The organism is Flavobacterium sp. (assembly GCF_044361015.1).
GTDB lineage: Bacteria > Bacteroidota > Bacteroidia > Flavobacteriales > Flavobacteriaceae > Flavobacterium.
The window spans coordinates 1-14,757 of the sequence record NZ_JBIKJL010000053.1 but is presented as its reverse complement, the minus strand read 5'-3'; the positions used below and the strand labels follow the sequence as shown (position 1 = coordinate 14,757).

Here is a 14,757-nt window from a genome sequence, read left to right as displayed (position 1 = left end):
AGGGATTCCAAGAATTTAATTGATTATACGAAAGAACTAGAATCGGATAAATACCAAGCTAATAATATCCGTAGTTTGAATACCAAAGGGTTTGAGGTGGGGTCTAATTATAAATACACTTGGTTTTCTTTTGCTCAACGAATCAATTTGGGCTACACTTTTATTGAAGACAATATTCAGGAAATTGATGCTGCTTTTTCACGCTATTCTATTAATTCTGCCAAACACCAATTTACAGGGCAATGGAACAGTCAGTTCTTTCAAAACATTTCACAAACCATTTCCTATCGCTATGTGGAGCGTACTTCAGGCGATAGTTATGGGATAGTAGATGCGAATGTGGTGGTGCGAATGAAAGCTTTTGAATTTTCGTTAGTGGCGAATAATATCTTTAATGTAGCTTATTCCGAAACTAATTTGGTGCCTATGCCCAAAGGGAATCTGCTTTTTGGGGTGAAATATGACTTTGAATAACTGCTTTATATTTTAGTATATCAGAAGAGGGTCTTGGTAAAAGGCTCTCTTTTTTACTTTTATGGATACAATCAATACGGCTTTAACCAGCCTTTGTTGTGACGTATCTATGGAGATGACCAACCGATGATATGCTATAAACACGCTATATAGTCGCCATATCGTTACAACATACTTAATTTATTTGGTGATTTATTCTTGTTTTAGTGTTTCTTGCTTAGGAGGTTCTTCTGTCGATAGAAGAAGAAAGAAATAAAATCAAATATAGCTAAATAAAGGATAACTAACAAAGAAAACTTCAATTTGTTTAGATTGAATGATTGAGTTTTGGATGGAAGCGTTTTCGGACAACATCTGTTTTACTTTGTTGTCAAATTTTATTCTTCCCGCGGGTGAGGCTGTAACGATGATGGCTGTGGTGTTAAAAGAAAAGGTACTTCCGGGATTTGGGTTAATTCCGTTTAAATTGAGCTGACCACTTACGGTAATGACACCGGTTTGGTTTAAAAAGACATTGGCGGTTCCCATGGCAACGGTGTTTCCGCTTTGTACTAAGACAGCTGCCGTACTTGTATTTTGACCAAGATAGGAAGTGGCGTTCAACCAAGCAGAACCATTGTAGGTTAACCAAGTGGTTGCGGTTGTCTATGCACCATTTCCTTTCGATTTATAATCACCCTTGTTTTGTGCTTGCACTCTGATGATAAACGTCATCAAGAGTGCTGAAATAATTAATTTAACACGCATGATTTCTAAAATTTTTAATTGTCTATGTTAAAAAATCCTAGGGATGTTTTTGGACATTTGAAGTTACGAAATATTGAAAAAAAACGGTTGAGAAAAAGTGTTTTTTTCGTTTTTTAGCCTGCTTCGTAGAAGATTTCTTTTTCCTTTTTTAAAGTTCTTTTTTGAGTCAAAAACCAAGTCATTTTTAGCTGTTTTTTTCCAGTTTTTTGACCACTTCATACACCAACTCACTTTCCCAACCTTTGCGGAGGAGCGTATCGCAGAATTTCTTGCGTTTTTTGAGGGCGTTTTTTTCTGTGATGGCTTGCCAGGTTTTTTCGGTTAGGGTTTCAAAGGTTTCTTCGTATTCGTGGGATGGAATTTCCTGAAGGCCTTTGGTGATGAGGTAAGCAGAAATTTGCCGTTGTTTGAGTTCGTTCGTGATTCGGATTTTTCCCCATTTTTTTTGGTGAAATTTGCTCAAAGCAAAGGTTTTTGCAAACCGTTCTTCGTTTAGAAAATTGTGTTGCAGTAGATGCACAATCACTTCATCATGCATTAGTTGTGGGGCCCCAAGCGAATAGAGTTTTTGAACCACTTCGGCATGGCACCGTTCCTGATAAGAACAGTAATATCGCATCTTTTCAAGATATTCTTCCGGAGAAGTAGTTGATAGTGAGGTCAATATGCTGAAATTTTAGCGCGTTTTTGTTAATAATTTAGTAACGCAAAGGTATTGAAATTCTGGAATTTAGCTGTAAATTTGTCTTCCCCAAATCTCAACAATAAAAGCCAGTGAAATTACAAAAATTCATCATTTTTAAAAATGAAAATAAAAATACTTTTATTAGCACTTTTTTGGGGTGCTTTTTCGTGGGGGCAAGTGCAACTAAGTGAAGGAACTCCCTCGCAAACCATCGATTTTTCGGCTACTGTAGCCGGTGTTTCTAATGGTGCTTTTACAGGAACCGGTTTTCAACCCACACCATCAGCCGGACAATTGGATTCGGATGCGTGGGCAGTGACAGGTTGGAGTGATGGACTTTTAAATTTTGGTGGAAACCAAACAACTACAAATAGAGATTATACCAGAGGTGCAGCAGCAGCAGCAGTAACTACTGGCGGTTTTTATTCTTACAGAGCGGCTCCACAAAGTGTTGCAAACCCCTGTTTAATGATTCAACCAGTAGGTAGTGATTTTGAACCCGGAACTTTAACGTTACGAATTCAAAATACGGGTGCTGGCTTTATAAATACGTTGAATGTATCTTACAATCTTTTTATTAGAAATGATCAGGTTAGAAGTAATAGTTTTAATTTTTCCTATTCTTCAAATAATTCAACTTATACTTCGGTTGGAGGTTTAGATTATACATCGATAGCAGCGGCAGATGCATTAGGTTGGGTTCAAGTAGGAACTTCTCCTTCCCGTTCGACTTCAATTACCGGTTTGTCAATTGCTCCCGGCGATTATTTTTATTTTCGATGGAATAGTGCTGCGGTTGGTGGTACTGGAGCGAGAGATGAATTTGGTTTAGACGATATTTCAATAACTGCTACGTTTGGTGCACCAAGCCCACCGGTTATTACCAGTGATTTAACGGCTTCCGGTTTTGTTGGGTCGCCTTTTTCGTATACAATTACGGCTACCAATGTTCCGACTTCGTTCAATGCAACCTCGTTACCGGCCGGATTCAGTATTAATACTTCAACCGGAATTATAACAGCAACTCCGGGAGTAACAGGCACTTTTTTGGTAGCAATTTCAGCCACTAATATCGGCGGTTTTGATGAGCAAACGTTAGTGATCACTATTACCAATCCAGGTCCAGAAATAAATATTCGAGGGGCTACCGGAGGGACTAATAATATTGTGAATGGTAATACAATTCCAAATGCCTTTAACAATACGCTTTTTGCATCGGTACTCGTTGGAAATAATCAAATAAAAGACTACCGAATTCAAAATATTGGCGTTTCAAACTTGAATTTAACAGGAACCCCACGAGTGGTTATTGGTGGGCCTCATGCTGCAGATTTTGCGGTTATTGCACAACCTGCAACACCAATCTTGGCAGGAAATAATGTGGTTTTTCAAATTCGATTTACGCCTTCAACAGGTGGAGTTAGAACAGCGGTTGTTTCAATAGCTAATAATGATTCCGACGAAAATCCATATACATTCACTATTCAAGGAACGGGTTCTGCACCGGATATCAGGGTAATTGGTAATGGTTTAGAAATTGCCAATGGAAGTACAACACCCAGCCTTTTAAATCATTCAAATTTTGGTAATGTAAACGAAGCTGCCGGAACCAAAGTTAGAAATTTTTACATCACCAATTTTGGAGGTGAGAATTTAAACTTGACATTGCCGGTTACAATTACCGGGCCAAATGCAGCAGATTTTTCGGTAACAACCGTTCCGTCTACTCCTATAGCACCCAATAATAGTACAACATTATCAATTACTTTTAACCCCTCTGCGTTAGGATTACGAGAGGCTACAGTGACCATAATTAATGATGTTATTGGAAAGAGTCCTTATGTTTTTGCCATTTCAGGTGTTGGAATTGATTTTGATGAATGTCAGTTAAGTGGTTTGTCTACTGTTAGAGTTCAAAATTTTGATGCAGGTTCCACTTGGCCTTATTCCACTGCAACCGAGTTTGGAGCAAATCCTCCGGTGATCACGGGAGGAAGTGCACATGGCAATAGTCGTACATTAACTTCATTAAAATATGCCGGAGCGAGTGGAAATAGTTTACAAGTAACCGGACCTTTTCCTTCTAATAGCGATCCTAAAGCAAAAGTGGTGGTAACTTTTGATGCAGTTGATGTTTCACAATACAGTCAGATTGATTTTGACATGAAAATTGGAGCTTATTCTACTACAGTAAATCCTTCTCAAGGGCTCGATCTCTCTGATTTGGTTACAATTTATGTAAGTGTTGATGGTGGATTGACATGGTCTAAAGAACTCACAGTAAGAGGATTGAGCAACTCGATATGGAATATTAATAGTAGTTCCGGTTCCTACAGTGGAGCTTATAAAGGGATTAACATTCCAAACGAAGTACAGCCACCCAGTAATTCTGTTAACCAAGGAGTTCGATTTTTAACCATTAGCAATCTTCCATTGTCATCTCAATTACGTGTAAAGGTAGAATTAGAAAATGACATTAATACGGAAGTTTGGGTTATCGATGATATCCGATTAAGAGGAAGAACACCCCTGTTGAAAACTTGGAATGGTGCAACATGGAGTGGTGGTGGAATTCCTCCAACATCAATTGAACGAGCAGTTTTTAATGGAAATTATAATACGGCTACACATGGAGATGTGGTAGCTTGTGAGTGCCAGATTAATAGCGGCAGAACAGTAATTATTAATCCAGATGATTATATACAATCCGGCAGCAGAATTTTTAACAACGGAACATTAACCATACAAAATAATGGTAGTTTAGTTCAATTAGATGATTATGCTGTTAATATTGGAAATGTAGCAGTGCAAAAAACCGCCACTATACGTCGCTTGGATTATGTGTATTGGTCGTCGCCGGTAATTGATTTTCCTGTGCTAAGTATTTCTTCAGGAACCCCTGCCTCTAACGTATTCAAATGGTTGCCAACTATAAGTGGAAATTTCGGTAATTGGACAACAGCCAATGAAAACATGAAAAGAGGAAAAGGTTATATTGTTCGCGGACCTTCCTCCTTTAATACGACCATTCAGCCTTTTAATAGCACATTTACAGGTGTACTTCATAACGGAATTATTACACCAGAAATTCAACGTGGTTCTTATGAAGATCCAGCGGGTTATCCAAGTCCAACTAATCCTGCCATAACTGTAACAGCAAATGATGATAATTTTAATTTGGTGGGAAATCCTTATCCATCTGCCATAAGGGTTTTGGATTTTTTAAATGAAAACACAAACATTGAAGGTTCGGTTCGAATTTGGACCCATGGCCTCCTACCTGATGTGGCCTATAACGATCCTTTTTATAACAATTTTGCCTATAACTACAATCCGAATGATTATATTGTTTACAATGGTTTAGGAACAACAAGCGGACCGTTAGGATTTAATGGCTACATAGCTTCAGGACAAGGGTTTTTTGTTTTGATGAATGACGGACCGGCTGCCACTGAAACAGTTACTTTTAAAAATTCAATGCGTAACATAACACATGCAAATAATCAATTTTTTAGAAATGCAAGTGTGTTGAATGGAGAGGAAGAATTTAAAATTTGGTTAGATTTTATTCCGCAAAACGGAAGCGCTGTTCGAACCTTAGTGGGATATACAGAGGGCGCTAGCAATGGAAAAGACAGGTTGTTTGATGCTTCAACTAAAGTGGATGGAACATCAAAAATGTACTCGTTAATTGATACTAAACCCTATATTATTCAAGGAAAAGCTTTACCATTTGATGAAAATGATCGAGTGCCTATGGGTTACAATACCTCTGCAGCCGGGAGATTTACTCTAGCTATTGCTGATATAGTAGGGCTAGGGGATAAAAAAGTGTATATCGAAGATAAGTTATTAAACATAATTCATGATTTAACTATAAGTCCTTATGTTTTTGATTCAAATGCAGGTATTTTTGATACTCGTTTTGAGTTGCGTTATGAGTATGAAACATTATCTAATCCTGATTTTAATACAATTGCTTCCAGTGTAATTGCATTTGGTTCTAATGGATTGCTCAATGTTAAATCTACTTTGGAAAACATCAGTCATGTTTCGATTTATGATGTTTTAGGAAGAATGTTATATACTCAACAAGTCCAAAATACTAACGAATTTGTGGTTAACACAACTATCACTAAACAAACTATTATTGTTCAGATTGAATTAGAAAATGGTCAACTCGTTTCCAAGAAACTAATTTTGTAATCTCTTTATAAAAAAATTACGAAATCCCGTCCGTTTATTCGGACGGGATTTTTCCTTTTATGGGTATTTCATCGATAATTTAACAAGTTTATCATCAATCTCACTTTTTTTTCTCATATTTGGAATAACTAAATTTTCAAATTAATGAAAAAAATTACCCTTTTGCTAGTTGCATTTGGGGTGTTTACTGTTTATGCTCAACAGAATTCACCTTGGCAAAGTGTTGAAAAATACAGTTTGCAAACCGTCTCAAAAATAGAAAGAACAAATGTAATTATTAAATTTGACACTTATGCGTTGAACCTTTCTGCTTTTAAAAGCCAACTCCAAAACGCACCGTTACGCGGTGTTAATTCAATAATTTCATCTCACATTACCTACTTTCCAAATACGGAGGGTGAAATTCAACCATATCGAATTTATGAAGCTCCGGTAATGCATAATGATTTGCAAGAACAATTTCCGGACATTAGATCATATGTGGGGGTAGCGGTGAATAATAAATTTTCTACAGTTCGTTTTAGTATCTCACGATTTGGGGTCCATGCGATGATTTTATCTCCAAAAGGAACTGTATATATTGACCCTTATACAGCCGATTTAAATCATTACATGGTCTATCGTAAGAAAGATGCCATTTCAAGTTCTTCGTTCGAGTGCTTGACAGCAGAAACTGAAATCAATACCGACAAACCGGCTTATTTTAGCCCCAAAAATGCTTATGATATTGAGTCCAACACAGGAATTTTTAGAACCTATCGTTTAGGTTTAGCTTGTACTATAGAGTATGCACAATACCATATCAATCTCGCAGGAGTGTCAACAGGAACAGTGGCCGAGAGAGATAATGCGGTGTTATCCGCAATGAATGTTACTATGACCCGTGTAAATGGGTTGTTTGAACGAGATATGTCGCTTACGATGGTCATTGTACCTAACAATGCAAACGTAATCTTTTACTTACCGGAAAAACCGGATGCCTTGACCAATAATGAGGGGGGTGCATTAATCAATGAAATTCAACCTATTATGAATGCAGGAATAGGTTCTGCCAATTATGATATCGGACATGTGTTTAGTACAGGTGGCGGTGGAATAGCACAATTAAATTCACCATGTAGTTCAAACAAAGCTAGAGGCGTAACCGGTCAGGGAAATCCTATTGGTGATCCTTTTGATGTAGATTATGTAGCTCACGAAATGGGTCACCAGTATGGTGCAACACATACTCAAAACAACAATTGTAACCGAACGGGTTCAACTGCTGTTGAACCAGGAAGTGCTACCACAATTCTTGGATATGCAGGTATTTGTGCACCGAATGTTCAAAGTAATTCAGATGACCATTTTCACGCGGTGAGTATGGCACAAATGGATGCTTTTGTTGCCGGTTCCGGAAATTGCTCCGTTAATAGTAATAATAACAATAGTGCACCGGTCATTCAACCCATTCCAAATTATACCATTCCAAGAAGTACGGCATTTATCTTACCCGGAAATGCAACAGATGCTGATGGTGACGCCTTAACCTATTGTTGGGAACAAATTGATAACCAAGTATCAACCCAACCTCCTGTATCGACAGCTACAGGAGGACCGAATTTCCGCTCAATAAGCCCACAAACCAATCCCGACCGGTATATACCAACTATGCCAACCATTTTAACCGGAGCAACTGCCAATACGTGGGAAGTTGTGCCAAGTGTTGCGAGAACCATGAATTTTGCTTTGACCGTTCGGGATAATGAAGTAGTGAACGGAGGACAAACAGCAAGAGCCAATATGACCGTAACAACTGCGGCCGGTACCGGTCCTTTTGTTGTAAACACCCCTAATACAAACGTGTCTTGGTTAGCCGGAAGTAATCAAACGGTGACTTGGGATGTGGCCGGCACAACCGCCAATGGGGTGAATTGTGCTAATGTAGATATTTATCTTTCGCAGAATGGTGGCAGCAGTTTCCAGATTTTATTGGCTTCGAAAGTGCCTAATGACGGTAGTGAAACGGTTAGCATACCAGCTACCACGGGTACCCAAAACCGCATTATGGTAAAAGGGAACAAAAATATCTTTTTAGATGTATCGAATACGAATTTTACGGTTACGACTACTACACCAACATTTGCTTTGACTTTTGACGGACAACCGGATGGACAAAACAAGTCAGTTTGTCAAGGACAAGAAGCTACGTATTCTATTTTATATTCCACGATTGGTGGTTTTAGCGGAACGACTGTTTTTTCTGTTACCGGAAATCCGGCAGGAACAATCGCAACGCTTACACCTACGACCTTAAGTGCTGATGGTACGGTTCAATTGCAGTTGAGTAACACCGTAACTGCTGTTCCGGGGGTTTATCAAATGGTCGTCACTGGCACTTCGGGAGCTGTCACAAAAACGGTAAATTTGTATGTGGATATCAAAAGTTTTGAACCAATTACGCCAGTCAATCCTTTAAACATGGCTTATGGGGTTAATAGTATAGGAAACATTGTTTGGAATGCTGATACCAATGCTTCAACCTATGATTATGAATTGGCTACTGATCTGGCTTTTTCTACAATTATTGCTTCAGGAACAGTTAGTACTAATCAATTTTCATACACAAGTTTAACTAACAATACGAATTACTTTTGGAGGGTTTTACCAAAAAATGAGTCTTGTACAGGCGAATGGAGTGCGGTGTTCCGATTTACTACCGGTGGTGTGTTTGTTTGTAGTCCGATAGTAAATTCAACAAATGTGCCTTTGGCCATTTCAGCTTCCGGAACTCCTACTGTCAATTCTACCTTGACCATTCCATCCGGACAAAACCAAATAATTGATAAATTAACGGTTACGTTAAATATCACCCACACCTGGGTAAGTGACTTGACAGTAACCTTGATTAGTCCAACAGGTACGGAAGTTCAGTTGTTTTCCGGACAATGTAACAATGCAGATAATGCTGTAGCAACTTTTGATGATAATGGCGTTACTTTAACTTGTCAAGGTTCAACACCTACTATAACCGGTACCTTGATTCCGGCTCAATCCTTATCCAATTTTATCGGACAAAATTCGGAAGGTTTATGGACCTTACGCGTTTTTGACGCCTTTAACGTTGATGGTGGTTCCATAAACAGTTGGGGAATTACCTTTTGTTCTATGGATACAACTCCTCTAGCTTGTGGAGCCATTACGACCACTTGGACAGGAAGTTTATGGACTAACGGGCGTCCGGTGAATAATGTTGCGGCAACTATCGCCGGGAATTATACTTCAGACGGGGATTTAGCATGTTGTTCTTTGGCGGTTACCAATACGGCACAAGTTACGTTACAATCGGGACACAATTTTATTGTTTCGGGAGCGGTTGCTGTAGCCGAAACAGCGGCATTTACGGTTGAGAATAATGCTAATTTAATACAGATAGACGATGTGGCCAATACCGGAAACATCACCGTGCATAGAAACACGAGTCCTTTGATGCGATTGGATTATGCGATGTGGTCTACACCGGTTACGGGTAGTCAGACGTTAAAACAGTTTTCGAATTTAACGCTGAATAATCGTTTTTACACCTATGGAACTTCCGGTAATGTTTATACGGTTGTTTCAGACCCCGCCAATACTCCTTTTGCGGAAGGAACCGGTTATTTGATTCGTATGCCTGACAATCACCCTGCTACCCCAACAGCGTGGAGCGGACAGTTTACGGGCATTCCTAAAAACGGTACGATTGAGGTGCCTTTGACCTATTTGAGTGGGACACAAAAATTTAATGCTATTGGTAATCCGTATCCTTCGACTATTAGTGCGGAATCTTTTTTAAACGCAAACCAAACGGATTTAGAAGGGATTATCTATTTCTGGCGAAAAACCAATAATACAGCGGGAACTTCTTATGCTTCCTATACGTTAGGTGGAGCTACGACCACTTCGCCCACGAGTCCGATTCCGAATGGGACGATACAAGTAGGTCAAGGTTTTATCGTAGGGGTTAAAAACGTTGTCAATCCAACGGCTTCCTTTTCGAATGCCTTGCGGGTGGATAATAATAACAACCAATTTTTCCGCTCTACTTTTGGCCTACCGTATCTTACGCAAACGACGATGGAACGTCACCGCATTTGGTTAAACCTTACGAATAATGCGGGCTTATTCAGTCAAATGATGGTGGGTTATATGAGCAGTGCTACTAATGAGGTAGATGCTTTTATAGACGGAAAATATATTGGTGATTCAGACACGGCCTTATCTTCGTTGTTAGCAGGAGAAGAATATGTGATTCAGGGAAGAGTACTTCCATTTGAAACGACTGATGTGGTTCCGTTGGTTTTTAAAACGAGCAATGCGGGAAGCTTTATGATTAGTTTAGGTGCTTTTGATGGATTATTTGAAGGAGATCAAGCGATTTATTTACGGGATAATTTACTGGGAATTGTGCATGATCTAAGAGAAGCAGGGTATTCTTTTGAAACCGAAGCCGGCGTTTTCAGCAATCGTTTTGATTTGCTTTATGAGAACGTGACCCTTGGTGTTGGGGAGGATACTTATTCCAATTCCGTTCAAGTAGCTACCGGAGGAAGTCAGTTAAAGATTAAATCCACAGTTGAACCGCTCTCAAAAATAACGGTATATGATGTATTAGGAAGAACGTTATTTCAAAGTGGTACACTTCAACAGCAGGAATTTGTTGTTCCGGGGTTAACGCCTTTACATATGGCACTTTTTGTTAAAATAGTTATGAACAACGGACAGGCTGTGCTACGGAAAGTTGTTTTTTAAGATAACCACTATCAATAGTGAGAAACCGGGCAATTTTTGTCCGGTTTTTTTATTTTGCTCAAAGGCAATTGTTTGTAACTGTTTTACACAATGTTAACATATTCGTAATGTGATTTTTAGAATTGTATTAACATTCTGTGTAAATTTGTAACTGTCAAAAATTAATATAAAAAAACATGAAAAAATTTCTACAATTAAATGTTTTCAAATTCATTGTTTTATTGTTTTGTTTGAGTGGTTTCAATCTTTCAGCACAATATTCTACGGGATTTGAAGATGCGTCAAAGGCAGGTTACGCCTCTGGATCAGTTACCTTATCGGGTATTACTTGGACCATGACAGAAGCTCTTATTGGTGATGTTGCTGCCGACTGGAAAGTAGGCACAAAATCTGCTAGAATGAGAGGTTATGCAGCATCAGCGATTACCATGACCCAAAACAAAACGAATGGAATGGGTGTTCTTTCTTTTCAATATAGAAGATATGGAACGGATGCTCAAGTAGCCTGGAGAGTAGAATATTCCACCAATGATGGTGGAAGCTGGACTCAAGCAGGTTCAGATTTTACAGCTCCGACAACTGATGTTGTGCAAACATTTAGCGAAACAGTTAACATTACTGGAAATGTACGCGTAAGAATCAAGAAAGCAGTTGAGACAGGAGCTTCTAATAATCGATTAAATATTGATACTTTTCAAATTACCGATTTTTTAGGAGCATCCACCCCAACTATTACCCCAAGTGTTAGTTTGCTTTCGTCTTTTGGTTCTGTTGCTGTCGGAAATAATTCAGCCAGTCAAAGTTTTACGGTTTCTGCTGATAATTTAACGGATGTTGTTGCGGTTTCTGCTTCATCAGATTTTGAAGTCAGTACCGATAACTCCACTTTTACCAGTGGATTTAATTTAGGTCAAACCGGAGGTAATTTAAATGGAGAACCGGTGACTATTTATGTGCGTTATTCTCCCACCTCAGGGGGATTGAATAATGGTACGATTACGTTTACCTCTACTGATGCTGCTACTAAAACGGTAACCGTTTCCGGAAATGGTGTTGAACCAACACCTGAATTAACAGTTTCTGCCAACACATTACCTGATTTTGGAAATGTAACAGTAGGAGAAGATTCAGTTAGCCAGTCATTTACCGTTTCAGGATCATTATTAACTTCAAATACATTAATTGTAGCACCCGAAGATTTTGTGGTGAGTACTAATGATGTTACATTTTCTTCTTTCTTAAACTTAGGACAAACCGGCGGAAATATCAATGGTCAACCGGTTACCATTTATGTTCGTTTTCAGCCTTCTTTCACCGGTGCTACCGGTGGAGATATTGAAATTTCTTCTACAGGTGCTGCTTCCCAAATTGTTTCGGTGAGTGGAATAGGAGTAGACCCTATTATTGGTGCTCCTTTAGCAATTGATGCAACTGACATCCAAACAAATTCATTTATTGCTAATTGGGAAGAAGTAGCGGGAGCATTGTCTTATCGTTTAGATGTTTCTACTAGTCCAACATTTTCGAGTTTAACCGCAGGTTCAACTACTACAGAAGTATTTACCGGTGTCGGTGGTGGAACTTCAACATCATATTTAACTAGATCTTGGACAGGAGTTGATGGTATTTCTTGGACGGCTTTTAAGTCTAGAACAGATCAAGTTGTATATGCAAGCAATGCTGCTATTACGCTTCAAAATGCTTCGGATGCTTATTTAATATCAGGTACTATTTCAGGAGGATTGACAGCTTTAAGTTTCAATGTGTTAAGAACTTTTACTGGTGCAGATGGAATTGTAACAATAAGAGTGTTTCACGGAGCGGGTTTTACTACTGAAACAAATTTGGGAACGATTGGATATAATGCAACTGTTCAAACTTTTAGTGTTAACAGTTTAAACATTACGGGAGATTTTATCATCAGAATTGATAACAATGCAGCTGCTCGCCCTGCAATTGATAATTTAAGTTTTACCAGAAATTTGACAGAAGTACCTTCTTTTGTTGAGGGTTACAACAATTTAACCGTTAATGGATTAAGTCAAACTGTTAGTGGATTAACGCCTGAAACAACTTACTATTACAGAGTAAGAGCTTTCGACGGAACTACTTCCGAAAACTCAAATGTAATTGCTGTAACTACACAACAATTAACAGACCCAATCATTTCTCCTTCAGTTACTTCTTTACCTGATTTTGGTAATGTGATTGTAGGAAATGATTCAGCTAGTCAAAGTTTTACTGTAACGGCTGAGTTTTTAACAACTTCTGTTACAGCAACAGCTTCAACTGATTTCTCAGTAAGTTTAGATAATATTACTTTTACTTCTTCAGTTGATTTAACACAAACTGCAGGCGTGTTAAACGGAGAACCGGTTACGGTTTATGTGCGTTATTCTCCAACTTCTGAAGGAGCAAACAACGGAACAATAACATTAAGTGCAGAGGGAGCAATAAATCAAATTGTAAGTATTTCAGGAATAGGATTTATACCTGTACCGGCTTTGACAGTTTCAGTGAATACATTACCTGATTTCGGAACCATTATAGTGGGTTCTAACTCTTCTAGCCAAAGTTTTACAATCTCAGGAGAATATTTAAGTGGCAATGTGAGCGTTGTGGCGCCAATTGATTTTCTAGTTAGTTCTGATAATTCAACTTTTACATCTTCTTTAAATTTACCAACTTTAGGTGGTGGTTTAACGGGTGAGCCAATAACGGTTTATGTTCAATTTAATCCTTCTACAGTCGGAATTGCTGGTGGTGATATTGAAGTTTCTTCATTAGGAGCTACAACTCAAGTAGTCTCAGTAAGTGGAAATGCCGTAAACCCAACTCCTAATGCACCAGTTGCCACAGCTGCTTCTTCTGTTGGTTCAACTTCTTTTATTGCCAATTGGGGTGCTGTAGAGGGAGCAACTAGTTATCGATTAGATGTTTATTCAATTCAAGAAGAAATTCCTGCAACCGATTTGTTTATTTCAGAATATGGTGAAGGAGCTCCGGGAAATAGAAAATATGTTGAAATTTTTAACGGAACAGGTACCGATGTGGATTTATCTTCATATGAATTAATGAGAGCTACAAACGGTGGAGGTTGGCCAACTACAGGAACAGCAATTTTAGCTTTGTCCGGTACGTTAGTAAACGGCGAAACACTTGTAGTAGCAAATAATGCAACTGATGTAATAGGTGCGGATATCTATAACGCTGGTTTTGCAAGTTGGAATGGAGATGACGCCATCGGATTGTTTAAAAATGATGTGTTGATTGATGTAGTTGGAACACCTAATACTGATCCTGGAGCTGGTTGGAGTGTTGCAGGAGTTAACAATGCTACTGTTGATAATATTCTTGTTAGAAAATCATCAATCGCTGCCGGAAATACAGATTGGTCTGCTTCAGCCGGAACCTCAACAGAGGATTCTGAATGGGTTATTTCAAGAGTTTGGAGTGCTATTGATCCAAGCACACCCTTAACCTTAGGTTTGCATAGTTTTGATGGTAGTGGAAATAATGTTGTGTATGTTTTAGGATATGAAAATCTAACCGTAAATGGAACATCAGTCAATGTAGATGGTTTAGATCAAAATACAACATATTATTATAGGGTAAGAGCTTTTAATGGTTCTACATCTGTTAATTCAAATGTTATTTCAGTAACCACATTAAATCCTGTTCCTTGGTATTTTGATGGTGATAATGATGGATATGGTGATGACAATAACACAATTTTAGCTGTTGAGCAACCAGTTGGTTATGTAGCTGTTGGCGGCGACTGCAACGATGCTTTAGCTTCCATCAAACCCGGCGCTACAGAAATCTGTTACGACGGTATCGATCAAAACTGTGATGGAGATACCAATGACGGTTGT

The 14,757-nt window shown here is 38.6% G+C and carries 5 protein-coding genes and 1 pseudogene; 4 read left to right on the top strand and 2 right to left on the bottom strand.

Annotation, left to right across the window (positions count from 1 at the left end):
* A pseudogene (locus tag ACIQ2Z_RS10930) lies at nucleotides 1-474 on the top strand (TonB-dependent receptor); the annotation flags it as partial.
* 258 nt (nucleotides 475-732) lie between these two features.
* Here ACIQ2Z_RS10930 and ACIQ2Z_RS10925 read toward each other — a convergent pair.
* Complete coding sequence (locus ACIQ2Z_RS10925; protein WP_396184180.1) at nucleotides 733-1,077, bottom strand: hypothetical protein; 345 nt, start codon at nucleotides 1,075-1,077, stop codon at nucleotides 733-735.
* 328 nt (nucleotides 1,078-1,405) lie between these two features.
* Nucleotides 1,406-1,885, bottom strand: coding sequence for a regulatory protein RecX (locus tag ACIQ2Z_RS10920; RefSeq protein ID WP_396184179.1), 480 nt, complete (start codon nucleotides 1,883-1,885; stop codon nucleotides 1,406-1,408).
* Nucleotides 1,886-2,026: 141 nt separating this feature from the next.
* Between ACIQ2Z_RS10920 and ACIQ2Z_RS10915 the strand changes: the two genes are divergently transcribed.
* From ACIQ2Z_RS10915 to ACIQ2Z_RS10905, 3 genes are all read left to right on the top strand, one after another.
* A complete protein-coding gene (locus tag ACIQ2Z_RS10915; RefSeq protein ID WP_396184178.1) occupies nucleotides 2,027-6,112 on the top strand; it encodes a choice-of-anchor D domain-containing protein in 4,086 nt (1,361 codons plus the stop codon).
* A 144-nt stretch (nucleotides 6,113-6,256) separates the two neighbouring features.
* The gene (locus ACIQ2Z_RS10910) at nucleotides 6,257-10,882 is read left to right on the top strand and encodes a reprolysin-like metallopeptidase (RefSeq protein WP_396184177.1); all 4,626 of its coding nucleotides are present in this window, start codon (nucleotides 6,257-6,259) and stop codon (nucleotides 10,880-10,882) included.
* A 176-nt stretch (nucleotides 10,883-11,058) separates the two neighbouring features.
* Nucleotides 11,059-14,757: choice-of-anchor D domain-containing protein (locus ACIQ2Z_RS10905; protein WP_396184176.1), on the top strand; the 3,699-nt coding region annotated here is incomplete at its 3' end.

Bases quoted from the DNA above. Each gene is read 5' to 3' on its own strand.
- ACIQ2Z_RS10910 (WP_396184177.1), top strand. From the start codon at position 6,257: ATGAAAAAAATTACCCTTTTGCTAGTTGCATTTGGGGTGTTTACTGTT.
- ACIQ2Z_RS10915 (WP_396184178.1), top strand. From the start codon at position 2,027: ATGAAAATAAAAATACTTTTATTAGCACTTTTTTGGGGTGCTTTTTCG.